This window comes from Acidovorax sp. FW305-C-20-28, assembly GCF_058783375.1.
This window is the reverse complement of the sequence record NZ_JBYSYM010000006.1, coordinates 75359-98760: the sequence shown is the minus strand read 5'-3', so window position 1 is coordinate 98760 and position 23402 is coordinate 75359. Positions and strand designations below refer to the sequence as shown.

29 protein-coding genes are annotated in these 23402 nt (G+C 67.5%); 9 read left to right on the top strand and 20 right to left on the bottom strand.

Annotated features, from left to right (window positions below):
- Positions 1–10: 10 nt before the first annotated feature.
- From AC3WOH_RS09410 to AC3WOH_RS09340, 15 genes are all read right to left on the bottom strand, one after another.
- Positions 11–616 carry a hypothetical protein gene (locus tag AC3WOH_RS09410; RefSeq protein WP_492229099.1) on the bottom strand — a complete coding sequence of 202 codons (606 nt, stop codon included), beginning with the start codon at positions 614–616 and terminating at the stop codon, positions 11–13.
- Between the two features lie 22 nt (positions 617–638).
- A complete protein-coding gene (gene sctO / locus AC3WOH_RS09405; protein WP_492229098.1) occupies positions 639–1145 on the bottom strand; it encodes a type III secretion system stalk subunit SctO in 507 nt (168 codons plus the stop codon).
- On the bottom strand, positions 1142–2482 hold the full coding sequence (gene sctN, locus AC3WOH_RS09400) for a type III secretion system ATPase SctN (protein WP_492229238.1): 1341 nt from the start codon (positions 2480–2482) through the stop codon (positions 1142–1144). The genes sctO and sctN overlap by 4 nt, the downstream gene beginning before the upstream one ends.
- 44 nt (positions 2483–2526) lie before the next feature.
- Positions 2527–3168 carry an HrpE/YscL family type III secretion apparatus protein gene (locus AC3WOH_RS09395; protein WP_492229097.1) on the bottom strand — a complete coding sequence of 214 codons (642 nt, stop codon included), beginning with the start codon at positions 3166–3168 and terminating at the stop codon, positions 2527–2529.
- Complete coding sequence (locus AC3WOH_RS09390) at positions 3138–3845, bottom strand: SctK family type III secretion system sorting platform protein (protein ID WP_492229096.1); 708 nt, start codon at positions 3843–3845, stop codon at positions 3138–3140. The genes AC3WOH_RS09395 and AC3WOH_RS09390 overlap by 31 nt, the downstream gene beginning before the upstream one ends.
- Before the next feature lie 22 nt (positions 3846–3867).
- Positions 3868–4704 carry a type III secretion system inner membrane ring lipoprotein SctJ gene (gene sctJ, locus AC3WOH_RS09385; RefSeq protein WP_492229095.1) on the bottom strand — a complete coding sequence of 279 codons (837 nt, stop codon included), beginning with the start codon at positions 4702–4704 and terminating at the stop codon, positions 3868–3870.
- Complete coding sequence (gene sctI / locus AC3WOH_RS09380; RefSeq protein WP_492229094.1) at positions 4701–5138, bottom strand: type III secretion system inner rod subunit SctI; 438 nt, start codon at positions 5136–5138, stop codon at positions 4701–4703. Before sctI ends, sctJ begins: the two co-directional genes overlap by 4 nt.
- Positions 5139–5155: 17 nt before the next feature.
- Positions 5156–5428: a hypothetical protein gene (locus AC3WOH_RS09375; RefSeq protein WP_492229093.1), complete on the bottom strand. Its 273-nt coding sequence runs from the start codon at positions 5426–5428 to the stop codon at positions 5156–5158.
- Positions 5429–5558: 130 nt separating this feature from the next.
- The gene (locus AC3WOH_RS09370; RefSeq protein WP_184863373.1) at positions 5559–6059 is read right to left on the bottom strand and encodes a tetratricopeptide repeat protein; all 501 of its coding nucleotides are present in this window, start codon (positions 6057–6059) and stop codon (positions 5559–5561) included.
- 25 nt (positions 6060–6084) lie between these two features.
- Entirely contained in the window at positions 6085–6948 is an 864-nt protein-coding gene (gene sctB, locus AC3WOH_RS09365; protein WP_492229092.1) for a type III secretion system translocon subunit SctB, read from the bottom strand.
- A 28-nt stretch (positions 6949–6976) separates the two neighbouring features.
- Positions 6977–8110 carry a type III secretion system translocon subunit SseC family protein gene (gene sctE / locus AC3WOH_RS09360; protein WP_492229091.1) on the bottom strand — a complete coding sequence of 378 codons (1134 nt, stop codon included), beginning with the start codon at positions 8108–8110 and terminating at the stop codon, positions 6977–6979.
- An 11-nt stretch (positions 8111–8121) separates the two neighbouring features.
- Entirely contained in the window at positions 8122–8619 is a 498-nt protein-coding gene (locus tag AC3WOH_RS09355) for a SycD/LcrH family type III secretion system chaperone (protein WP_184863379.1), read from the bottom strand.
- 46 nt (positions 8620–8665) lie between these two features.
- Positions 8666–9349, bottom strand: a complete 684-nt coding sequence (locus AC3WOH_RS09350; protein WP_492229090.1) for a hypothetical protein — start codon at positions 9347–9349, stop codon at positions 8666–8668.
- A 34-nt stretch (positions 9350–9383) separates the two neighbouring features.
- A complete protein-coding gene (locus tag AC3WOH_RS09345) occupies positions 9384–10040 on the bottom strand; it encodes a hypothetical protein (protein WP_492229089.1) in 657 nt (218 codons plus the stop codon).
- A 36-nt stretch (positions 10041–10076) separates the two neighbouring features.
- The gene (locus AC3WOH_RS09340) at positions 10077–10376 is read right to left on the bottom strand and encodes a hypothetical protein (protein ID WP_492229088.1); all 300 of its coding nucleotides are present in this window, start codon (positions 10374–10376) and stop codon (positions 10077–10079) included.
- 181 nt (positions 10377–10557) lie between these two features.
- On the opposite strand from AC3WOH_RS09340, the gene sctW reads away from it, so the two are divergent.
- The 5 genes from sctW (at position 10558) to sctV (ending at position 15108) form a co-directional block, all read left to right on the top strand.
- The gene (sctW, locus tag AC3WOH_RS09335) at positions 10558–11664 is read left to right on the top strand and encodes a type III secretion system gatekeeper subunit SctW (RefSeq protein ID WP_492229087.1); all 1107 of its coding nucleotides are present in this window, start codon (positions 10558–10560) and stop codon (positions 11662–11664) included.
- A gap of 1 nt (position 11665) precedes the next feature.
- Positions 11666–12046, top strand: coding sequence for a CesT family type III secretion system chaperone (locus AC3WOH_RS09330; protein WP_492229086.1), 381 nt, complete (start codon positions 11666–11668; stop codon positions 12044–12046).
- Positions 12047–12156: 110 nt separating this feature from the next.
- The gene (gene sctX / locus AC3WOH_RS09325) at positions 12157–12576 is read left to right on the top strand and encodes a type III secretion apparatus assembly protein SctX (protein WP_492229085.1); all 420 of its coding nucleotides are present in this window, start codon (positions 12157–12159) and stop codon (positions 12574–12576) included.
- 6 nt (positions 12577–12582) lie between these two features.
- On the top strand, positions 12583–12984 hold the full coding sequence (gene sctY / locus AC3WOH_RS09320; RefSeq protein ID WP_492229084.1) for a type III secretion apparatus assembly chaperone SctY: 402 nt from the start codon (positions 12583–12585) through the stop codon (positions 12982–12984).
- A 15-nt stretch (positions 12985–12999) separates the two neighbouring features.
- On the top strand, positions 13000–15108 hold the full coding sequence (gene sctV / locus AC3WOH_RS09315; protein WP_492229083.1) for a type III secretion system export apparatus subunit SctV: 2109 nt from the start codon (positions 13000–13002) through the stop codon (positions 15106–15108).
- Between the two features lie 74 nt (positions 15109–15182).
- On the opposite strand, the gene AC3WOH_RS09310 is transcribed toward sctV, so the two are convergent.
- A complete protein-coding gene (locus AC3WOH_RS09310; protein WP_492229082.1) occupies positions 15183–15515 on the bottom strand; it encodes an STAS domain-containing protein in 333 nt (110 codons plus the stop codon).
- Positions 15516–15628: 113 nt separating this feature from the next.
- On the opposite strand from AC3WOH_RS09310, the gene sctD reads away from it, so the two are divergent.
- The 3 genes from sctD to AC3WOH_RS09295 all read left to right on the top strand — a co-directional run bounded on the left by sctD (position 15629) and on the right by AC3WOH_RS09295 (position 17708).
- Positions 15629–17140: a type III secretion system inner membrane ring subunit SctD gene (gene sctD / locus AC3WOH_RS09305; RefSeq protein ID WP_492229081.1), complete on the top strand. Its 1512-nt coding sequence runs from the start codon at positions 15629–15631 to the stop codon at positions 17138–17140.
- A 14-nt stretch (positions 17141–17154) separates the two neighbouring features.
- Complete coding sequence (locus tag AC3WOH_RS09300; protein WP_492229080.1) at positions 17155–17415, top strand: hypothetical protein; 261 nt, start codon at positions 17155–17157, stop codon at positions 17413–17415.
- 62 nt (positions 17416–17477) lie between these two features.
- Positions 17478–17708: an EscF/YscF/HrpA family type III secretion system needle major subunit gene (locus AC3WOH_RS09295; RefSeq protein ID WP_492229079.1), complete on the top strand. Its 231-nt coding sequence runs from the start codon at positions 17478–17480 to the stop codon at positions 17706–17708.
- Positions 17709–17815: 107 nt separating this feature from the next.
- On the opposite strand, the gene AC3WOH_RS09290 is transcribed toward AC3WOH_RS09295, so the two are convergent.
- Together AC3WOH_RS09290 and AC3WOH_RS09285 are read right to left on the bottom strand one after the other, a co-directional pair.
- A complete protein-coding gene (locus AC3WOH_RS09290) occupies positions 17816–19915 on the bottom strand; it encodes a hypothetical protein (protein WP_492229078.1) in 2100 nt (699 codons plus the stop codon).
- A 19-nt stretch (positions 19916–19934) separates the two neighbouring features.
- Positions 19935–20387: a type III secretion system chaperone gene (locus tag AC3WOH_RS09285; RefSeq protein ID WP_492229077.1), complete on the bottom strand. Its 453-nt coding sequence runs from the start codon at positions 20385–20387 to the stop codon at positions 19935–19937.
- Between the two features lie 260 nt (positions 20388–20647).
- Here AC3WOH_RS09285 and AC3WOH_RS09280 point away from each other — a divergent pair, with 260 nt between their 5' ends.
- Entirely contained in the window at positions 20648–21097 is a 450-nt protein-coding gene (locus AC3WOH_RS09280; protein WP_492229076.1) for a type III secretion system chaperone, read from the top strand.
- A gap of 156 nt (positions 21098–21253) precedes the next feature.
- Here the strand turns inward: AC3WOH_RS09280 and AC3WOH_RS09275 are convergent, their stop codons facing one another.
- Together AC3WOH_RS09275 and AC3WOH_RS09270 are read right to left on the bottom strand one after the other, a co-directional pair.
- Positions 21254–22264: a Bug family tripartite tricarboxylate transporter substrate binding protein gene (locus AC3WOH_RS09275; RefSeq protein ID WP_492229075.1), complete on the bottom strand. Its 1011-nt coding sequence runs from the start codon at positions 22262–22264 to the stop codon at positions 21254–21256.
- Positions 22261–23256, bottom strand: a complete 996-nt coding sequence (locus AC3WOH_RS09270; RefSeq protein ID WP_492229074.1) for a Bug family tripartite tricarboxylate transporter substrate binding protein — start codon at positions 23254–23256, stop codon at positions 22261–22263. The genes AC3WOH_RS09275 and AC3WOH_RS09270 overlap by 4 nt, the downstream gene beginning before the upstream one ends.
- Positions 23257–23402 lie beyond the last annotated feature (146 nt).

Below are 23402 nucleotides of genomic sequence, written 5' to 3'. Positions count from 1 at the left end.
GCAGGGGCGCTCAGGCGCCGGCGCGCGCCTCCACGGGGCAGGGGTCTTCGGGGTCGTCGGCGAGCACGCGCACGCAGACCGGCCGCCCCAGGCGCCCGGCCAGGCCGTCGGCCAGCCACTGTGCATTGCGCGCCAGGCGCTCGCGCGCGCCTTCGTGCGAACAGGTGAAGCAGGTCACGAGCAGGCCTTCTTCCTCGAACACGTCGAGCACCACTCCAGGCAGGTTGTCGTCGGCCAGCTGGATCTGCACGGCGCGGCGACCACTGCTGCCATCGCTGACCAGCAGGCGCTTTGCCATGCTCGCCAGGGTGTCGTCGATGCCGCCCGGCAGGTCCTGCGCGGTGGCCGGTGCCGTGGCTGGGGATGGTGCCGCAGGCTGGGCGAGAGGGCCGCCGAACAGGTCGAAGGGCCGCTGCGCCACGGTGGCCGGCGAGGCCGGTGCGGCGGGCGGGGCCTGGCGGCCGGCATCGAGCAGGGCGCGCAGCGCCTGGGCGTCGTCGTCCATCTGCTGCTGGCCGCGGGTATCGGTGGGGGGCTGCTCCCCCTTGCCGGCATGGACGTCGAAGGGTGTCGACGCGGGCATGCCCAGATCGAGGTGGATGGGGCGGTCGGTCACCGGAGCTGCTCCTGTGTCATGCTCATGCGATGGCCTCCGGGTCGTGGGCTTCCCAGTCTTCGCGGTCGCGCCTGACGTTGGCAGCCTCTTCCATCTCCAGGTCTTCCTTGCGTTCCACTTCGCGCAGTTGCGCGTCGGCGTAGTTGCGTGCGAGGTCGACGAACTTGGACTTCTGGCGCGAGGCCTCCTTGTGCGCGGCGCGGGCCGCGTCAAGCTTTTGGTTCTGCGCCTCCTGCGCGCGCAGGGCCGCATCCACGGCGTCCTGCTGCGCGGCCTCGCGCTGGCGCAGGCCCGCCACGGACAGTTGCACATCCTCGATCTCGCGCAGCCTCACGATGCGCGAGCACAGGTCGCGGTAGAGCGCGGTTTCGGTTTCCAGACCTTCCCGCACCAGGCGCGCGAGCAGTGCCTGGGCCGCCTCGCGGGCCGCCTGCGCATCGGCCAGCGCCTGGCGCTGTACGCGCACGGCACTTTCGGCCTGGCCTTCGCGGAAGGCCTTGATGGCGAGCAGGTCGCGGAAGATGCTCACTGGCGCACTCCCGATCCCACCAGGGCGGCCAGTTTTTCCAGCGTCTGCGGCATGCTGGAATGTTCGTCGGTGCGCTGGCGCAGAAAGGCGCGAATGGCCTCGACCTTGTCGATGGCCTCGTCCGTGGTCGGGTCGCCGCCACGCTTGTACTCGCCAATCTTCACCAGCAGTTCGACCTCTTCGTACTTGGCCATCAACTCGCGCAGGCGGCCGGCCAGCTTCTTGTGCTCGGGTGTGACGACGGCGTTCATCACGCGCGAGGCCGAGGCCAGCACGTCGATGGCCGGGTAGTGGTTGGCCGCGCCCAGCTTGCGCGAGAGCACGATGTGGCCATCCAGGATGGAGCGGGTCTCGTCGGCGATGGGCTCGGTCATGTCGTCGCCCTCGACCAGCACGGTGTAGAGCGCAGTGATCGAGCCCTTGTCATTCATGCCCACGCGTTCCATGAGCTTGGGCAGGGTGGCGAACACGCTGGGGGGGTAGCCGCGCCGCGTGGGCGGCTCGCCCGCGGCCAGGCCGATCTCGCGCTGCGCACGCGCGAAACGGGTGACCGAATCCATGAGGAACAGCACCTTCTTGCCCTGGTCGCGGAAGTACTCGGCGATGGCCGTGGCCACGTAGGCGGCCTTGGCGCGCTCCATCGACGATTTGTCGCTGGTCGCGCAGACGATCACGCTCTTGCGCCGGCCTTCCTCGCCCAGTTCATGCTCAAGGAATTCGCGCACCTCGCGGCCACGCTCGCCGATCAGCGCGACCACGGTCACGTCCACGTCCGCGCCCTTGACCAGCATGCCCATGAGGGTGGATTTGCCGCCGCCGGCCGCTGCGAAGATGCCCATGCGCTGGCCTTCGCCGCAGGTCAGCACCGAGTCGAGCGCGCGCACGCCCAGCTCCAGCGGCTCCTGGATGATGCGGCGCTTGAGCGGGTCGGGCGCCTCGGCGAACACGGGGTAGAACTTGCTCGCCTCCAGCGGGCCGCGCTCGGCCTCGTCGAGGGGGCGCCCCAGGCCGTCGAGCACGCGGCCCAGCAGGCCGAAGCCCACGGGCACCATGTGCGCGCGGCCGGTGGGAATCACCTCGGTGGCCGACGAGATGCCGTACATGTCGCCGATGGGGGTGAGCAGGGCCGCGTCGCGCGCAAAGCCCACCACCTCGGCCTTCATCTCGAAGTCTTCGCCGGGGTTGCGCAGCACGCAGACCTCGCCCACCTTCACCGTGGGGACCACGGCCTTGATGATGGTGCCGATCACCTGCGTGACGCGGCCCTTGATCTGCAGCACCGGCGTGTCGTCCAGCGCCAGCTGCATCATTTCGGCGATGTAGTCGAACTGGCGCACCGAGCGGGTGCTGCCCTGGGGCTGTGCCTTGGCGATGGCGGCGTTCATATGCGGCTGCCCAGCACTTTCTGGAAGGCGCCCTGCAGAGCGGCGATCTGGCCTTCGATACTGGCCTCGACCAGGCCGATCTCGCTGTCCAGGATGCAGGACTCGCCTTGCAGGCGCGCGTCGGGCACGATGTCCAGGTAACCGACCCCGGGGTAGGCCGCCAGCAGCTCGGTGACGCGCGCGCGCACGCCGTCCACGCGGGCGGGCGGCAGACGCAGCGTCATCTGCTTTTGGTTGCGCACCACGGCCAGCGCATTCTTCACGACCAGCAGCACGCGCTCTTCGTCGTCGTAGCCGTCGATGATCTTGCGCACCGCGTTCATCACCAGGGCGACCATGTCGGTCTCGACCTTGGCGAAATAGTCCACCGTGCGGCTCACGGTCTCGATCATCTTCTCAGCCTGCTCCAGCTGCGCTTCGGCCATGCCTTCGGCAAAGCCACGCTGGCGTTCCTCCTCGAACGCGGCCTGGGCCCCGGCGACGATGGCGTCGGCCTGCGCCAGGGCTGCGGCGAGCAGGCCCTCGGCATCCGCCCAGGCGGCCATTTCGGCCGCCTTGACGACGCGCACGCCCGGCGCGATGCGTGCGTGCAATGTGCGGGCGGGGGTCAACGGGTTGCGGGGAACGAGGAAAGCCATGGCGGGTCCAGTCGGGCCAGGAGTTGCAGGCACAGGCTGCGCGCATGCGCGGCATCGAGCCTGCTGGCCGCGCGCACGGGCGTCGCGTCGGCGTCGGGAGAGAGTTTCCAGTCGGCACGGCGGCGCAGCGGCGCCGGTGCATCGTGCCAGGCCTGGGCCAGCAGGCCGGCGCCCAAGTGGTCGGCCGCCTGGGCGTAGTCGGCAGCGCCGTGGCCCTTCAGCCAGGGGCTGGCGTCGTCGAGGCCAGGGTGCAGGCCGGCTGCTTCGGTGCGGGCCCAGTGCAATGCCTCGCTCCCCAGGCCTTCGCGCGCTGCCAGCACCTGCTCGCGCACGATGGCCTGGCGTAGTTGCCGGCCCAACAGCAGCACGCCGGCATCGCGCACCAGGCGCTGCAGCAGCGCGGGCGCCGCCAGCGCCAGCGGCAGTGCGGGGTGCATGAGGTCGGCCACGGGGCGTGCATCATCGCCCAACTGGTCCAGCAGGTGCTGCGACCAGCGCTTGTGCAGGCTGCGCTGCGCCGCCGGGTGATCGGCCAGCGGGCCGAGCGTGGCCGCCTCCGGAAACCACGCAGCGGTGCGAAGCGGGTGCAGCGTGTGGCTGGGCAGCAGATTGAACGCTTGCAGCCGCACGAACAATGCAGCCGTGGCGGGTGAGGAAGGCGTGGGCAGGGCGGCCATCAGGGTGGGGCAGCTCAGTCCGTCACACCGGGCGGGCGGTGGTGGCCACCGCGCCCAGCGGCTTGTTGCCGCGCGCGGGCAGCAGGTAGCGCCAGACCACGTAGCCCAGCCCTGCCAAGGCCAGCACGAGCAGTGCGACCAGGCTCCACAGCAGGGCCGAAAGACCGCCGACCGCGCTGCGCGACACGTCGAAGCCCCAGACGCTGGCGGTCTGTGCGGCGGCGGCTGCGGCCGGGGTGGCGCGCGGCTGGGCACCGACGAAGATGACCGACACCCGGTCGGCCGTGAGGCCGGGAATGCTGTTGGTCACCAGGCGGCGGATCTGCGGCTGGATGATGTCGAGGTTGTAGCCGTCCTGGTGCTTGATGAACACCGCCGCGGTGGAGGGCACGCCGGCTTCGCCTGCGGTGCCGCGCTCGGGCAGCACCACGTGCACGCGCGCGGCAAGCACGCCGTCGATCTTGGACAAGGTGTTGGACAGCTCCTGCGACAGCGCATAGATGTAGCGGGCGCGCTCTTCCAGGGGCGAGGAGATCAGGCCTTCCTTCTTGAACACCTGGCCCATGCCGGCGAAGCGCTCGCGCGGCAGGCCGTTCTCGCGCAGTATTTCGAGAGCGCGGCCCACCTGGCCCGAGTCGACCTGCACACCCACCTGGCCGTCCTTGCCGGGTGTTTTCTGCGCCGGAATGTCGGCCTTGAGGAGGGCTGCGAGCACATCGTTGGCCTCGTCCTCGGGCACGGCACCGAGAAGGTCGACACGCGCGCCGCAGGCGGCCAGCAGCAGCGCGCACAGCACCACCACCAGGCTCTGCCAAAGGCGCCGGGCAACCGGGAAGGAAGGCAGGGCGGGAGCGTTCATTGCAGGCGCAGCAGTTGGTCGAGGTTCTGGGTGGAGCGGCTCACGGCCTTGCCCACGAGGTCGTATTGCACCGACACCTGCACGAGCTGCAACTGCAGCTTGAGCAGGTCCTGCATGTTCATGTTCTTGTCGCTGGCGTCGAGCACCGTGGACACGGACTTCCAGGCCGACTGGAAGTCGCTGGAGACATTGTTCATGCCCGCCAGGATGCGCTCGCCCATGGAGCCCGGCGTGGTGGCGGCAACGCCGCTGCCCGCCGCGGCCGGTGCCAGCGCCGCCTGCACCGCTTCCGCCACCGGTGTGGGCTGGTGGCCCAGGATGGCGGAAAAGCGCGCTGCCGCAAGGCTGTCGGGCGCCGCCATGGGGGCAGGGGCAGCGCCCAGTACCGGCGTGGCAGAGGAAAGTGCGGCGAGGGGGCCAGTGATGGGGTCCATGGCAGGTGTCCTTGGCGTCAGGGCGAGAGAGGTGCGTGGCTGGCGGGAGCCTGGGGTTCGCCCAGCATGCGGCGTGCCAACCGCAGTCCGTCATTGTCGGCGTCTGGCGGGGCATTGTGCAGCAACTCGCGCAGCAATCTGGTGCTTTCGCTGGTGCGGCCCTCCAGCTGAAGCGCCAGCGCGCACAGCGCCGACGCGGTGTCGGCATCCTCGCCGGGGGCGAGCTGCGGCAGGGCGCGCTGGAGCTGCTGCGCGGCCTCGGCCGCGCGCCCGGCATTGAGCAGGGCCATGGCCGGCCCCACATGTGCGAAAGCGCGGTCAGGCCGCACGTGCGCAAGCGCGCCGAAGATGCGTTCGGCGCGTGGCACGTCGGCCTGGCCCGCGGCAAGAAAGCCGATCTGGGTCAGCAGACGGATGTCGTCAGGCTCCAGCAGGGACGGCTCCTTGGGCCGGGCCGCGCAGCAGGTCCATCAGTACCTGGGCGCGTTCGCCGGCCTTGGTGTTGGTGGTGGCGTTTTCCTTGCAGTACTGCAGCACCAGCTCGACGTTCTGCCGGGCTTCGTCGAACTCGCGTTTGAGCAGCAGGCATTCGACGATGGCGATGGTGTGGTCGACGTTGGCGGTGTCGATGGTGGCGAGGAACGAGTAGACGTTCAGTGCCTCGTCGTAGCGCTCCAGCATGCGGTAGCACAGGGCCAGGCCCTGCAGGTAGGTGACGTGGGTGGGCTTGTACAGCGTGAGCAGCGAGAAGTAACGGTAAGCCGTTTCGTAGCGGCCCTGCACCACCAACTGGTGGGCCAGGGCGTAGATCGCCTCGGTGTCGCTGTTGGACAGGCGCGAGCTGGATGGCAGCGATTCGAGTGCGTCCTTGAGGTCGAGGATCGACTGGACGGTGCTGCTGTCGTGGATGGGGTTCGACATGGCGGCGGGTTCCCTCGTTCGTTGGTCAGATATTGCGGGAGATGCCGCGGTTGGTCTCGATGGCGGACTGCTGGATCGATTGCAGCTTGTCGCGCACGTCGCGGATCACGTCCATCATCTGCTGCATCATGTCGTTGGCATGCTGTACCGCAGTTTCCTGGACCTTGGCCTGGGTTTCCAGCTGCATCTTTGCCGCGTCGGCCTTGTCGGCCGCCAGGGTGAAGCTGGCGCCGATCATGCCGCCCATGCCTGCGCTGATGCCGCTCATGGCCTGGCCGTAGTTCATCTGGGCCTGGCCCGTGGCAGTGAGCTTGGCCGCGTCGACCTTGATCCCCGTCAGCTGTACCGCCTTGGGGCTCATGCCATCTGCCTGGTTCTGCATCTGCGCACCTTTCACGGTGTTGTTGACCGAGGCGGCCGACATGCCTGCCTGCATGAGACCGCCTGCAATCTGCATGGCGCCTTGCGCAATGGCCGCCGAGAAGCGTTCTGCGGCCGCTGTCTTCATTTGTTCGGCGGCGTTCTGCAGCGAGGTGATCTGGGCCTGCATTTCGGTGGTGCGCTGGGTGCGGGCCGTGTCGCGCATCTGCTGGGCCATCTGCTGGAACAGCGCCATGAAGGCGTAGATATCGGCGCTCACCTGGTTGTCCCCCAGGCTGCCCAGCACCGACATCGCGCCGGTGATGGAGCCGCCATCGGGCTGCTTGAGGCCGTCGGCAGGGTTGCTGCGATTGTCGCCCAGCAGCTTGGATGCGTTCAGCAGCGCGGTGAGGTCGGTCTGCTGGTTGGTGCCTGCACCTTGGGCGCCGATCGGGCCGCCGGCCTGGCCGGCGTCGCCGACGCCGTAGAAGTTGGCGGCGCCGCCGCGGTTGATTCCGTCAATGCTCATGGGATGCTCCTTGTGCGCCGGCTGCGCGTCAAATGGTCTGCGTGCGGCCGGACAGATTGGCCGAGATCTGGGCACGGCTCTCGCCGGCCGAGTTGATCATCTGGCTCACGATGTTCATGCCTTCCATCATCTGGTCCATCACCTTCTTGATCTCTTCGCGGTCTTCTTCCATCTGCTTTTGCATCTTGGCGAGAACGGCGTCGATGCCTTTCTTGTCGGCCTGGATCAGGGAGGCCTGCTTTTCGTCGTAGGCGACGGCGATGTCCACGCCACCCTTGGCGGCCTGGGTGACGCCGCCAGCGATGCCGGCCACGGCCTGGCCGATGCGGCTGGCCGTGAGAACAAGCTTCTGCATGTCGCTCATGGCCGAGGCACCGCCGGTGAGCGCGACGGATGCCGCCACGAGGGCGATGGTGGCGACCACCGCGAACGTGGCCGAGACGATGGCGGCCTGCTGCTCGTCGGCGCCGAAGGCCTTGGCCAATTCGCCGAAGCCCTTGCCGATCAGCGAGGCGGGGTCCATCCAGCCGGCCACATCGTCAAAGCCCTTGCCGCCATTGGCCTTGTCGATCTCGCTGGCAATGCTCACGATCGACGTGGCCAGGCCAAGCACCGCCAGGGCGAGCAGGGGAGCTGCGGCGCCACCCGTGGCGGCTGTCGCCACGGCGGCGGCGACCACGGCGAACACGGCGGCAACGGCGGTGAAGATCTTCTGGAACCATCCGAGGATGCCGCCGGCCTTCTGCTTGGATGCGGCGTCCTCGCACTTCTTGATCCAGTCGTTGATCTTGTCCATCGCCTGCTTGTTTTTCTCCTCCATCTTCTTCTTGTTGGTCGTGATGCCTTCCTTGGCCGTGGACAGCTGGGCTTCCTGGGTCTTGCCTTGCAGCACCAGCAGAGCGGCGGCCATGTCCTCGGCCGAGAAGTTCATGGTGACGCCGTCGATCTGCGGCGCGCCGTTGGCGTTGGTGATGCTGTTGCCACCGCTGGTGCTGCCGGGCTGGCTCGTCTGCAGCACGCTGGCCAGTTTGGTGAGCTCCTTCAGCGCCTGCGTGGTATCGAGGTTGGCCTGCTGCAGCCGATCGGTCATCGCGGTGCTCAGGTCGCCTCCCTGGGAAGGGGTATAGGTCGGGGCGCCTTGGATTCTGGTGATGTCGGTCATGGAAACCCCCTTCAGTGCGTAGCGGTCTTGCCTGGGGCGCCGAGCAGATCCAGCATGGTCTGGGCGCGGGACTTGAGTTCGGCGCGCTCGGGCTCGTCGCTCTGCAGGAGCACGTAGTGCAGCGCTTCCTTGGCCTCGGTGGTGTAGCCCAGGGCGATCATGCATTCGGCCGTGTGGTAGGTGGGCAGGGGGTCACCCATGTCCATCAGCGAGGCCATCGAGTAGTACTTGATGGCTTCCTTGTAGCTCTTGAGCATCTGCAGGCTGGCCGCGAATGCATTCATGAACCGCTTTTCCATGTGGTTGTGGGTCACGAGGAACCCGAAGGTGCGCATGGCGTCCTGGTAGCGGGCCTGGCCGTACAGGCTGTGGCCCAGGGCGTACAGGACTTCGTAGTCGGTGTCGTCGTAGTTGTAGACGGAGCCGAGCGTCCCGCCGTGGGCCAGCAGCTCTGCGATCTGCTCGGGCAGGTTCTCGGGAATCGACGTGGGAAGCGTCTTGGTGGTCATGGTGTGCTCTCTCTCGATATAGGGGGCGGGCGCTTCGGCTCGGTCTTCAGCGCATGTTGCCGAGGATGGAGCTGCGGGCGTCCTGCATCTTCTTGATGAAGTTGGTCATCAGGTCGAAGGCCTCGTTGCGCTTGTTGGAGAGGCTTTGCAGGCGCAGCATGTCCATCTGCTGCGAATTGCTCATGCTGTCGATCTGCGACTTGACCTGCTGGATGTAGCCATCGAGCTGGCCCTTGTTCACCGTGGACGGGTTCTCGGTGATGGAGACGATGCCCTTCTTGCCGCTGTAGTCGCTGGAGCGGAACGCCCAGTTCTTGCTCTTGTAGTCGTCGGCTTCCTTCTTGCCGGCTTCGTCGACCTTGATGACGGAGCCGTCCACCAGCTTCACGTTCCAGGATTTGTCGAGGCCCTGCATGTCGGCAGGCAGGGTGATGCCGGCGCTCTGCGCGGCCGCCTTGATGTCGGCGGCGTTGGCCGAGGACAGGTTGACCGCATCGCCGGCCTTCGCATCGGTGGGCATGCTGGCCGCCGCCTTGTTGAGCGTGCCCAGGAGCTGGTTGAGCTTGGCGATCTGGTCGTTCTTGGCCTGCACCGAGGAAATCTGGTCCTTCAACTGCGCTTCCAACAGGTTGGCGCGGTTGCTCTGGACGGCCATCATCGCGCTTTCGAGGTCCATGCCCTGGATATTGATGGGCGTGGCACCTTGGACATTGTTGAGGTTGACTGACATGGGAGACTCCTCTGTGCAGGTGGTTGTATGTCGATCAACGCATGTTGCCGATGATGGAGCTGCGGTTTTCCTGCATCTTCTTGATGAAGTTGGTCATCAGGTCGAAGGCCTCGTTGCGCTTGTTGGAGAGGCTCTGCAGGCGCAGCATGTCCATCTGCTGCGAATTGCTCATGCTGTCGATCTGCGACTTCATCTGCTGGATGGCGCCGTCCAGCTCGCCCTTGGTCGTGCTGCCATTGATGCCGCCGGGGTACCAGGACGACTTCGTGACCGAGCCGTTGGCGTTCGTGACGTCTGCCGTGCTGTTCTTGTTGCTGTTGTTGTTCCAGGCCTCGGTGCGGCCGCCGCTGCCGTTGTTGCCGGTCATGGGGAACGGGCGGATGCCTGCAGCGTCCAGTGCACTATTGAGCTGCTTCTCGGCTGCGTAGTCGTTGGCGCTGATGGCGTTGGTGATCTTGTCGCCGGCCTTGGCGTCCGACGGCATCTTGGCCGCGATGGCGTTCATCAGGCCGAGCGCCTGGTTCAGCTTGGAGATCTGGTCGTTCTTGGCCTGGACCGAGGCGATCTGGTCCTTGAGCTGGGTTTCCAGCAGGTTGGCGCGGTTGCTTTGCACGGCCATCATGGCCGTTTCCAGGTCCATGCCCTGGATGTTCATTGGGGTGACGCCGCCGATGCCGCTGATGGATGACATGTTGTGCTCCTAGGTGAAAACGATAGCTTGTTGGGTTCAGATCATGGTGCGAGGGCGCTTCACGCCACCGGTGGGGGCGCCGTTGAACGACTGGCGCGCCTGCTCTTCGCGGACTTCCTGCTCCACGGCGGCCATGTCGGCATCGAAGGCCTTGCGGGCTTCGGCTTCCGTGTCGAAGGTGGCCTGGCCCTGGGATCGCAGCACCGAACGCACCTTCTCTGGGTTGAGGCCCTGGCTGCGGTAGAACTCGTCGCCGGCGGCGAGCTGGCCTTGCACTTCGTCGATCAGCGCCTGGGCGCGGGCCACGATGTTGTTTTGATCTTCTTGTCCTGGCATGTGAGCACTCCTTTGGGGTTTTGGGAGGGGAAGCTGGCGGTTGTCGGCCGCGACACCGGGTAAGTAACAGGCCTGTCGGGCCGGTTCCACGGGCATCGCAAATTTTTTGGTGTCCAGCCCAGGGAACCAAGTCGTCCGTGGCGTTACCCAGAGATACTTGCGTGCCGCACCGGATCCAGCCATGTCCCGAATAGATGCTTTCAACCCCGCCACGCCCTCCTTCGACACCGCCCTGCACCAGGGTGGAGCGCAGGGCGGGCAAAGCGCCGTGGGCCAGTTTGGCGGCCAGCAGGTGCAGGTGGACGATGCCAATTCGGTGCTGACCGACGCGGCCGAGGAAATCAGCCTGCACCACTCGGAGAAGGCCGAGTCCAAGCACTCGTCCGAGCGCCGGAAGGAAGCCACGCGCGCCATGGAGATGATGAGCCCCGAGGCCATCATGGCCTACATGGACGCCTCGCAGTCCCAGGGGGGGCCGGAGGAACTGGTGCAGCTTGCAAAGCGCATGCTGTCCGGCCAAGGCGACCCGGCCGCCCAGGCCAAGAAGGCCTTCGGCGAGCCGACGCAGCAGTTCATGGCGCTGCAATATGCGCTGCAGCAGGGCGAGCGCGAGGGGGCGGAGCCCGAGATCCTGGACGCCCTGCGCGAAGCGCTGGACGACCTGGAGATGGAGCACGGCCCGCGCATCCGGGCCGACATCAATACCATCGGCACGGCGGCCGAGGGTGCACAGGGGCACGCCGAGGTCAGCCAGTTCCAGGCCACCTACCGCGACGTGGTGCTGGGCAACAACAGCCTGTCCGGCACCCTGCGGCTGGCGCTCGAGCGCTTTGGCGACGGCGATTTCGCCGCGGGCCTGGCGCGCCTGATCAAGGCGCTGGGCAACGACCTGGCGGCGGCCCGGCCCTCGGGCGACGCCTCGCGCCTGCAAAGCCTGGTGCAGGACCTGTACCACCTGAGCGTGGCGGCCACCGTGCTGGACGACAGCCGGGCGCTGCTGGAGGGGCTGGCCGCCAAGCATGGTGTTGCCATGGGCTCAGCCTCCGGCCTGATGCAGGACCTGGTGGGCGTGAGTGCCGAAAAGTGGGTCGCGGGCACGCGTTTCACGGCCCTGGCCGAAAAGTTCGGTGCGGGCGGGGTCGAAGCGCAGATCCAGTTCCTGACCGGCGTGAAGCTGCTGCTGCGCGACATGCCGCCCAAGGTGTTCATCGACGCGGACCAGCGTCAGACCGTATTCCAGGCGGTGCAAGATGCACTGGACGCCGCCATCGACCGGGAGGATTATTGATATGGCCGATCTGCGGCAGGCATTGGCCGAACTGGGCCACGACATCGGCATTCCCGAACTGGCACCGGGCCCCCAGGGTGAGCTGCAGTTGCGTTTTCCCGACACGGGCGCCCTGCTCGGCGTGGCGCAGCACGAGGACACAGTCGTCGTGCATTACGCCGAGCCGGTGCGCTACGATATCGCCGCTCTGGTGCTGCGCGCCATGCGCCAGGCGGCCAAGGTGCCCGAGGCGTCGCAGGCCGTGCAGGTCGGCCTTCGCAGCACCACCTCGGGCGACTGGCTGGTACTGGCCACGCGGTTTCCCGTGCAGGAGGCGGGTGCGCGGCGCATCCGCCAGGCGGCGGACTTTCTGCGCCAGTGGCTGGCGACGCTCGAACCATGAATTTGCCCCCCGGCGTGCCCGCGGCATGGAACTTCCGGCGCACCACGGTTACCCACTGCACAGGCGCGGTGCGGTCCGGCGCGCTGCCCCCTTAGTTGCAAGGAAACACCATGTCCAACGTCTCTCTCGGCCACCTGGCCTTCGACCGGGGCATCGACAGCATCACCTACGCCCGCCAGGAAGGGCTGCAGGCCCTGCCCGAGCGCGAGGAGGCCCCGCCGCCCGATCTGGGTGCCCGGCCCCAGGTGGAAACCCTGCTGTCCCTGCTGACGCTCGACGATGCGCTGGAGTCGGCGATCCGCCCCCAGCTCGAAAACCGCGACCTGATGGTGCCTGCACGCTTTCGCCAGGCACTGGACGATGCGCTGGCGCGCCTGACCGATGCCGCCGAGCAGGCGCAGCTAGCCGGTGGGGACAACAGTGCAGGCGATGGCGCGCGCGTGCTCAACCGCGCCGTGCGCCTGCTCAAGGAGGAGTGCGGCCTGCGCGACCTGCTGCAGATGTACCGCAGCGCCCTGTACCAGGGTTGAGGGCGGATGGCTGACCTGACAACCGCCGCCGCGCCCGCCCTGGGCGCCGACATCGAGCTGATGGACCTGCTGGCCTACGTCTATCTGCAGAACAACCGGCCCGACAAGGCGGCCGTGTTGCTGGCTGCCCGTGACGTGCTGGCGCCCGACCACCCACGCGCCCTGCTGACCCTGGCGCTGGCCCAGGTGCGCGCGGCCAAGCCAGCCCGCGCACTCGATACACTCGACCGGCTGGCCCTGCTGGGTGCCATGGACGGCGCCTTCCACCTCGTGCGTGCCCAGGCGCTGCAGGCCCTGGGCCGTGCCGACGAGGCAGCCGGTGCCATGCGTGCCTTCATCTCCCTGCGCGGCGCCGAGGCCGCTATGGCCCCAGGCGCCGTCTCCCCTGCGACCCGCCATTCCGCATAAGAACAACCCCACTCCATGTCGCAGACCGCCACCGCCAACCGCCTGCAGCGCATTGTCCAGGTCGCCACCAGCCGCAACGACCTGGTGCTGGCCTTCTTCCTGGTGGCCGTCATCTTCATGATGATCCTGCCGCTGCCCACCTGGCTGGTGGACACGCTGATCGGCATCAACATGACCGTCTCGGCCATCTTGCTGATGGTGGCCATGTACCTGCCCTCGCCGCTGGCGTTCTCGTCCTTTCCCTCGGTGCTGCTGGTCACCACGCTGTTCCGGCTGGGCATCTCCATCGCCACCACGCGCCTGATCCTGCTGCAGGGCGATGCCGGGCACATCATCTTCACCTTCGGCAACTTCGTCGTGGGCGGCAACCTCGTGGTCGGCCTGGTGGTGTTCCTGATCCTGACCATCGTGCAGTTCGTCGTCATCACCAAGGGCGCGGAGCGCGTGGCCGAAGTGGCGGCGCGCTTTTCGCTCGATGCCATGCCGGGCAAGCAGATGTCGATCGATGGCGACATGCGCGCCGGCACCATCGATATGGAGGAGGCCAAGCGCCGGCGCACCATCGTCGAGAAGGAAAGCCAGCTCTACGGCGCCATGGACGGCGCCATGAAGTTCGTCAAGGGCGATGCCATTGCCGGCCTGATCATCGTGGCCGTGAACCTGCTGGGTGGCATCGTCATCGGTGTGATGCAGCGCGGCATGACGGCCGGCGAGGCGGCGAAGACCTATTCGGTGCTGACCATCGGTGACGGCCTGATCGCCCAGATCCCGGCGCTGTTCATCGCCATCTGCGCGGGCATGATCGTCACGCGCGTGCAGTCGGGTGACGGCCCGTCCAACGTCGGCAAGGACATCGGCCAGCAGGTGCTGGCCCAGCCGCGCGCGCTGCTGATCGCCGCCGCCGTGGCCCTGGGCATGGGCCTGATTCCCGGCATGCCGCTGCCGGTGTTCCTGATCCTCGCGGTTGTCATCGGCACCGTGGGCATCGTCATCATGCGCGGCACGCGCCGTGTGGTCGACGAGAAGACCGGCGAAGTCACCGAGGTGCCGGCCATGCAGCCCGCGGGCGAGAAGCCCAAGAAGAAGGCCACCGATGGCAGCGAGGAATTCGCGCCCACCGTGCCCCTGCTCATGGACGTGGCCGCGGGGCTGCAACAGGCTTTCGACGCCGATGTGCTCAACGAGGAATTGCTCAAGATCCGCCGGGCCCTGTATTTCGACCTGGGCGTGCCGTTCCCCGGCATCCAGCTGCGCTTCAACGACGCCCTGCCGCCCGAGAGCTACAACATCCTGCTGTCCGAGGTGCCGGTGTCGCAGGGGCGGCTGCGGCCGGGCTGGCTGCTGGTGCGCGAAAGCACGGCCAACCTGGATGCGCTGCAGATCGCCTACGAGAGCGACCGCAAGTTCCTGCCGCACATTCCCACGCTGTGGGTGTCGGCCGAACTGCGCGATACGCTGGGCCGCGCGGGCATTCCGTTCATGGACCCGAGCCAGGTGCTGACCTACCACCTGGCCTTCGTGCTCAAGAAGTACTCGGCCGATTTCATCGGCATCCAGGAGACGCGCTTCCTGCTCAGCGCCATGGAAGGGCGTTTCCCCGACCTGGTCAAGGAGTCGACGCGGGTGCTGCCGATCCAGAAGATCGCCGAGATCCTGCAGCGCCTGGTGTCCGAGGACATCTCGGTGCGCAATCTGCGCGCCATCCTGGAGTCACTGATCGAATGGGGCCAGAAGGAGAAGGATTCGGTGCTGCTGACCGAGTACGTGCGCTCCACCCTCAAGCGCCACATCAGCTACAAGTATTCGAGCGGGCAGAACATCTTGCCGGCCTACCTGCTTGCACCCAACATCGAGGACACGGTGCGCGGCGCCATCCGCCAGACCTCGGCGGGCAGCTACCTGGCGCTCGATCCGACGGTGAGCAAGCGCCTGGTGGACAACATCAAGAAGACCGTGGGCGACCTCGGGGCGAGCGCGCAGAGGCCGGTGCTGCTCACGTCCATGGACATCCGCCGCTACCTGCGCAAGATGATCGAGCAGGATCTGTACGAATTGCCTGTGCTGAGCTACCAGGAGCTCACGCAGGAGATCAACATCCAGCCGCTGGCGCGTATCGACCTGTGATGCACCACGCTTTTTTCACAGCCCGGACCACCCGGGCCACCCTGGGCCCCGGTGGCAAGCGGGGCCGTGGCCGCTCAGACCTTGGCCAAGCCTTCGTCCAGCGTATCGGTGACGGCAAACAGGGTCAGGAAGCCGCTCATGTCGAACACCTCGCGCACCATGTCGCGCAGGCCGACCAGCACCAGCTTGCCCTTGCTGGCGCGCAGCTTCTTGCCCGCAAGCAGCACCACGCGCAGGCCGGCGGAACTGATGTAGTCCAGTGCGGAGAGGTCGAACACCACGCGCTGCGTGCCCGCTTCGAGCTGCTCGGTGATCAGGCGCTCGAGTTCGGGCGAGCTGCTGCTGTCGAGGCGGCCGCGCGGGCGCAGGATCAAGATATCGTCGCGGCGCTCCTGTTCGAGGTTCATGGGCGCAATCCTTTGGGGCGGGGATGGAGGAAAGAAGTCCTGGGACTTCGGCTCTTTCCATTGTATGGGCCGCGCTGCGGTTCTTTGCGTGTGCTGCGCGCAGGAGCCTCGCAATGAGCGCGCAGCCCGACGACCTGGGCCAGGACACCGAGCTGCGCGTGCTCAGTGGCTGCCATGCCGGCGCCCGCGTGCCGCTGGCTGCGGCCCTGCGCATCGGCGCGGGTGACGATTGCGACCTGATCGTGAGCGACATGGCCCTGCCGCCCGGCGCGCAGGCCTGGTTGCTGGCCGCCGCAGGCCATTGGAAGGTGCTGGCCCAGCCGCGGCAGGCCGGCGCGGCCAACGACGCCACCGGCCCCGATGCTGCGGATGACGCCTGGGTGCCGCCCACCGCCTGGGGCGGTGTCGCACGGCTGGGCGGTGTGGCCATCACCGTGAGTGCGCCCCATGCCTCCTGGCAGGCGGTGCCTTCGGATGAGGCCGTGGCCATGGCCCCCGTACCGGCTCCCGTGGCGATGGCCGATGGGCCGGCGCCGTTGCCGGACGCCTCGGTGCAGGGCGCTGCGGCCCCGGCGCCCGCTCCAGGGGAGCCGCCCACACCCTCAACCGTGGACGCAGCAGCGCCTGCGGTCCTGGTGCAGACGCCGGTGGTGGCGCGGGCGCGCAACTGGCACCCCGCCTGGGTGGTGGGCGCCGCCCTGTGCGTGCTGCTGCTGGGCGTGTTCACTTCCCTGCTCACCGGGCGCGGCCCTGGACCCGCGGCGCCGTCCGCCGCAGCGCTTGCGGCAGGCGCTGCCTCTGTGGATGCGGCGCGCCAGCAACAGATGCTGCGCGACATTCAGCGCGCCATCGCGGTGGTGGATCCGGCCTTGCGCCTGCAGACCGACGTGCTGCCCGATGGCCGGGCGCGCGTGAGTGGATGGGTGGCAGGCATCGAGCAGTTCGACCGGCTGGCCGAAGGCCTGGCCGGTATCCGGCCCACGCCAGCACTGGCCGTGCGCACTGCGTCCGACCTGCTCGATGACCTGATGGCAGTGGGAAGCACCACGGGCGCATCGTTGCGCTTTGAACTGCTGGGCGCTGGCCGGGTCAAGGTCTTGGGTCCGGTGCTCACGACTGTGGAGCGCGACCGCGTGCTGGCGCAGTTGCGCGAGCGCCTGCCGGCGGGCATCGAGATGGTCGACGCGCTGCGCGTGGCCGAGCAGCAGGGCCCGGCCATACAGGACTGGCTGCGCCTGGCAGGATTCGGGGCGGCCGCTGCCCGCTGGGACGCCACATCGCAGCAGATGGCGCTGGCGCTGGACATTGCGCCTGGGCGACGCCCCGCGCTGGAGTCGCTGCTGGCACGCGAGGGCACACCGCTGTCGGGCATTGCGTTCACCTTGCTCGTGCGCGAGACCGCGCAGGCGGCCGCCAATGCGGCCGGCGCGCCACTGGTGCACGCCAGCGTGGCACCGCTGCCTTTTCGCATCCGTGGCGTGGTCGGCGGTCCAGCCCCCTACGTGGTGCTTGCCGATGGCAGCAAGCTGCAGCCCGGTGGCCAGCGTGCTGGCTGGCGCCTGGCCGAGATCGAGCCCGACCGCCTCGTTTTCGAGGGGCCGCGCCGCCTGGTGGTGCTGAGATGAACGGCGGTGGCAGCATGAAACTTCTGGTCCCCGGGGTCGACCGGTCCCTGCAGGCGTCGCCCGGGCCGCTGAGTGATCTCGAGCACGCCTTGCAGGGCGAGCATGCCGCGCAGGCGCGCGAACAGGCACTCGCCGCCCTGGATGCCATGGAGGCCCGGCTGCGCGGCGCCGCCGCCGCCGGCCTGCCGCCGGCCGACTATGCGGTGCTCAGGGCATTGCAGGACGCTTGTCAGGCGGCACGTGAAACGCTCACAATGCCAGTGCGCCGTCTGTAGAAAGCCTTTTTCCGCGTTTTACCCCGCGTTGTTCACCCCACCCCATCCTTCAGGAGTTCACTATGGCCGGTATCAACTTCAACACCCTCAACAGCACCCTGGGCAAGGTCTCCCAGACCCGCGAAGCCGAGCTGCAGACCACCATCACCGGCATGGACGACTCGGCAACGACCACGGATCTGCTCAGGCTGCAACAGCAGATCCAGCAGTGGACCATGTTCACGCAGATCCAGAGCACCGTGGTCAAGGAAGTGGCCGACGCCATGAAAGGTGTGATCCAGAAGGCTGCCTGAGCCCGGGCTGTACCGCCGCCGCAAAAAAAAAGAAGCCGCGCATTGCGCGGCTTTTTGTTGCCAGTCGCCGCAGCCCGGAGGCTGCGGCGCTGCCTGCGCTGTGGGCCTCAGCTGCGCAGCTGCACGTTGAAGCGCAGCGGATCGGCCACGCTGACGCTGTAGTCGGGTGCGATGCGCAGGCTGAAGGAGAAGGTCGCGTGGCTTTGCGCCGGGTCGACCGGCACGGAGGGAGAGCCGTCGAGCGGGCTCACGCTATCGACATTGGGGCGCGAATAGTCGAGGGTGAGCCGGATGCCTCCGGCAGGGTCGGCCTCCATCCGGTAGCCTGATACGCCCTGGCCTTCGGGCATACCGGGAGAGCCGTCGGGTGCCTGTATGCCCAGGTCGCCGCGCATCATGCTGGCCACCAGCGGTGCCATCGTCTGCTGGTTGGCGTACTGGCTCACCAGCATCTTCATGCGGTCGTCGCCACCGGTGAGGGTGTGCAGCAGGGCGGCCGACTGGGCAGCGTCGCCCTGGTGGACCGTCTGGCCGCCGATGGTCACCGTGGCGCGCGGCCAGTCCTTGCCGGCCTGCTCGCAGATGCCGTCCTGTGTGGCGGTGACCAGGCCGTGGCCCGAGGGCGGGGTCAAAACGTCCTGGTTGAAGGCCTGGGCGGCCGCGCCCGTGAGCGAGCCGGGCAGGTCCTGGGGCTGGTTGTCACGCGGGTCGATGGAGATGTGCACCTCGGCGCCGCGCCGTTCGATGCCGAACTTGTCCGACTGACCGCCCAGCTTGGCCGTGGCCTCGGCGATCTGCTGGCGCACGGCCATCACCTCGCGCAGGGTGCCCGCGTCGTTTTTCTCGGTCGCTGCATCCTGGATGCGGTTGAGGGCTTCTTCGATGAAGGGCAGGCCGAACTTGTGCACCGACTGGCCCACGGCCTTGGCCGAAGCGTCGATGGTGCCGGCGGCAATGGCGTTGTCCACCAGTTGGGCAAAAGGCCTGGCCACGTCGTTCTTGAGCGTGCCTTTGTAGATGTGCTCCTGGCGGCGCATCTCGTCCGACTTGCCCTGGAACATGCTGCCCAGGAAATTGGTGGCATGGCCGATATTGCGGTCCAGCGCCGAGAAGAAGCGCGCGATGCCCTGGCCCACGCCCTGGTGCGGTTCGGTGCGGAAGTAGGGCGGGCAGCCCACCGACTCGAACTTGACGAACAGGTCCTGCGTGCCATCCTTGGCGGCGAGCTTGTCGAACAGGATGGTGCCGCCCTGGCCGGGAAGCATGTTGCGGAAGTCCTCGATGCCGCGTTGGCTGGGCTTGCCGCTGGGGATCAGGCCGGCGATCTTGTGCTTTTCATTGTGGTCCACGCGCTCGCCGAAGTGGGTGGACATGCGCGAATCCGCCGTCGGGGCCGCCGCCAGGAAGCCGTAGATCTTGTTGCCCGGGTCTTTCATGACGAAGGAGCCCGAGGACGACATGTCGGTGACCTTCTGGCTGCCGATGGTGGCATGGTCCTGGCTCTGCTCGCGCTGCACGTCCTGCTGCGCGGCGGCGGCCATCATGTACCAGCTCAGGGCCCGTGTGGTGTGCACGCTGCTGTCCACCTGCACCGGTTGGCCGCCGACCTGCACCGTCACGGGCGAACCGCCGGCCGGGCTGTCGCGCAGCGCCTCGGCCAGGCGCTCGCCGGTGGCGACCATGTCCTGTATCTGTTGCGCGCTCATGGGCGTGCCCTGCGACTGGGCATGCGCCGTGAGCTTCTCCATCACGCCTGGATTGCTCAGAATGCCGCCCGGCAGGGGCTGGCGCATCTGCATGAGCTGCGGGTTGGCGTTTTCGAAGCGCCTGTCGGCGGCGGGCTCCAGCAGCTTTTCGTTGATCAGGCGCGGTACCTGCAGCAGCAGGCGCGTCGTGCCCACCAGGGCCAGCGCCGCCAGGCCCACCGGCAGGGCGATGGGGGCCAGGACGATGCCAGCCAGCACCTTGCCGGCGGTCTTGAAAAAGCCCTTGGCCTTGTCGGCCAGGCCCACGGACTGCTCACGGGGCTGGCCGTCGCCGACCTGGATCTGGCGGCCGGCCAGAGCGCCCGCGCCCATGCGTGCCGGGCCGACGCCCTGCGGCGCCTGGCCCTGGCCTTGGGGGGCTTGTACATGCCCCTGGAGACCCAGGGGGCCGATCCCGCCGAGGTTCGGCGGGGGAAGTGCGTGACCGATGGGACTGCTCATGGCGTGCTCCTCGGGCGGATCAGGCGCGAAGCCCCATGTGCGGGGGCATCAGCGGTGTGGTGCCGCCATCGGCCGGCGTGCCTTCGACGAAGGCCTTCCAGAACGCCGCGGTGTCGACGAAGCCGCTGAGCAGGGCGGCCAGGCTCTCGCCGGTCAGGGCCGCGTCGATGGCGATGCGGCCGCACAGCGTCACTGCGTTGGTTTCCTGCTGCAGGCCGATGGTGCAGCCGCCGGTGCCGACCCAGAAGTTGTTGGCTTGCAGCAGGGTGCGCGCGATGCGGTCCAGGTGCTCGGATGTGGGCGTGCCCAGGGTGGTGAAGAACAGCACGTCGCCGCTGACCGGGCTGCCTTCGAGCTGCAGGCCGATAGGGAAACCGTCGATGAGCACCTCCTCGGTGCGCAGCAGCGCTTCGCTGTCCAGCCCCACATGGTGCGCGAATTCCTTCAAGACGTCTTCGTAGCTCAGGCTCATGGGCACTCCAGTTCGGTTGGGGGTATCGTGGCGCAGGGCAGGCCCCATCGGGGACCCCGCGCTTTTCGCGTAAGTAACGGCAGCAGGGTGAAAGTTCCATGGCCTGTCGCCCCTCAGCGACCGGCGTCCGAAGATGGCGGCGTCCGGTCGGGACGAGGTGACCACCTCGACCTCCTTCACGGAGCACTGGCAAAGCGTGGAAGCGCAGTTTGAGCGCATCGAATGGCCGTCCTTTCGGCGCTTCGCCTTATACTTTTGCCATGTCCGAAGATGCTGTAGCCGCTGTGATTTCTGCGCTGGGGGAGTCAATCGGCATCCCTGGACTGCGGCCCGACGCCCATGGCTGCTGTCGGTTGCTGTTCGACGGCAATCAGGTGGTGGAGATCCATCCCTCCTCGGCGCAGGGACGCTGGCTGCTATCGTGCGTGCTGCGCGGTCGGCGCGCCGACGGCCCATCGGAGCTTCAGCTGCTGATGCAAGGCAACCATATGGGGGCGGGCTTCGGGGGCGGATGGGCTGCGCTGGATGGTCAGGGCCAGGCCGTGCTGCATCTGCCTGTACCGTGGGCGGAGGCCACTGCGTCGGTCCTTCTGCAAGCGATAGAAATGCTGCTGCAAAATGCTGAGCGCTGGATTCAGCGTCTTTCCGAAGGAGTGACAGGGGCGGTCTCGCTCTCTCACTCCCTGCGGGGCTTGCAACTGCGCGTGTGATTCACTGCCAGTGTGCTGTCCCGCAAATGGGTGGCAGAACTGGAACCGATGGATTTCGCGCCATGGCAAGGCGCAAACCGCAGCGATAGCCGGTGCCATCGCGAGGATTTGCAACGCAGCCATGGTGTGAAAGACCAGGGCAGGTTCTTCGCTTTGCTACTGCTTCGTGAGCCCGAGCTTGCGGATCGTTGCGCCCCATTGGTCGTAGGTCGCGCGGGTGAGCGCGGCGAGTGCGGCGGGGCTCGAGGATTCGGCCTCGTAGGCACCCTGGCGGAAAAAGTCGCGCGTGGCCGGCATGGCCAGCACCTGGGCCAGTGCCGCGTTGAGTTTGTCGAGCACCGGTGCCGGCATGTGGGCCGGCCCGTAGAAGCCGAGCCAGCTCGCCATGTCGATGCCGCTCACTCCCTGCTCGCCCATGGTGGGCACATCGGGCAGCAGGGGGCTGCGTTGGGGAGCGGCCACGGCCAGCATGCGCACCTTGCCGGTGGCAGTGTTCTGGATGGCGTTGGGCGCCGCATCGAAGTAGAACTGCACGCGGCCCGCAAGAAAATCCTTGGCCGCGTCGGCGCCGCCCTTGTAGGGCACGTGCACCGCATCCAGCCCGGCCTGGCGCACAAAGGCCTCGCCGTAGATGTGCGATGAGGTGCCGGTGCCGAAGGAGGCATAGCCGATCTTGCCCGGGTTGGCCCGGATGTAGTCCACCAGCTCGCGCACCGAGCGCGCGGGCACGCTCGTGTGCACGGTCAGCACCAGCGGCCCGCGTGCGCCCAGCGAGATCGGCGTCAGGTCCTTGAACGGGTCGTAGCGCACATTGGCCAGGGTCTGCGGGTTCTGCGCGACCACGGAAGAGGGCGCATACATCATGGTGTAGCCGTCGGGCGCGGCGCGTATTACCTCCTCGGTCGCGAGGATGAAGCTCGCGCCGGGGCGGTTTTCCACGATCACCGGGGTCTGCAGCACCTCGCCGAGTTTGGTGGCGACAAAGCGCGCCTGCGCATCCGAGGCGCCGCCCGCCGCCAGGCCCAGCACGATGCGGATGGTGCGGCCTTTGGCAGGAAAGGGCTCGGCGGCCAGGGCGCCCAGTGGCGGCAGGGCCGCACCGAGTGCACCGAGCGCCAGCGCGGTGGCCAGGCGGCGGCGGGCAAGGTCGTGGGGCAGGGTGCTCATTGCTTGGTCAACCCCACTTGTTGCACCATCGCGCCCCATTGCTCGTAGGTGCTGCGGGTGATGCTGGCGAACTCCTGTGGCGTGGTGCTGCCGGCCTCGTAACCGCCGTTGCGGTAGAAGTCGCGCACCTGCGGCATGGCCAGTACCTGGGCCAGCGCGGCATTGAGCCTGTCGACTACGGGCTGCGGCATGCGCGCCGGCCCGTAGAAGCCCAGCCAGCTGGGCAGGTCCAGGCCCGCATAGCCTTGTTCGGCGAAGGTCGGCACCTCGGGCAGCGCCGGGATGCGCGCATTGGCCGCCACGGCCAGGATCTTTACCTTGCCAGTGCCGGCCGTGATGATGGCCGACGAGGCCGAGTCGAACATGTACTGCACGCGCCCGCCGATCAGGTCCTTGGCCGCATCGGAGCCGCCCTTGTAGGGGATGTGCACCGCGTCAATGCCGGTTTTCTTCACGAAAGCCTCTCCATAGATGTGCGACGAGGTGCCCGCGCCAAACGATGCATAGCTGACCTTGCCGGGGTTGGCCTTCACGTAGGCAACCAGTTCCTTCACGTTGTTCACCGGCACGCTGGTGCTCAGCGACAGCACCAGCGGCCCGCGCCCACCCATCGAGATGGCCGTGAAGTCCTTGAACGGGTCGTAGGGCACCTGGGCGAAGGTGTGGGGATTCTGCGCCATCGTGGACGAGGGCGCATACATCAGGGTGTAGCCATCGGCAGGTGCGCGCGCCACCTCGCTGGCGGCCAGCATGGTGCTGGCGCCGGGCCGGTTGTCCACGATCACGCTGGTGCCCAGCACCTCACCGAGCTTCTGCGCCACGATGCGCGCCTGCGCATCGGTGCCGCCCCCGGCCGTGAAGCCCACGACGATGCGGATCGGCTTGCCGCGTGCCGGAAAGTCCTGTGCCATGGCCTGCGGCGCGATGCCCAGAAGGGCCGCGGCGCCGACGGCCAGGCCGAAGGCACGGCGGGTGCCGTGAAGTTGCTTCATCGATGTCTCCTTGGTTGTTGTTTATATTTTGATCTTTGAAATCACAAAAAGTCCATATATGTCCGGGAATACCCTGAATTTCGGCCTTTTTGTTTTGACAAAATGGAAGATGAAATCATAATTCAACGAAATAGACCACCAAGGCA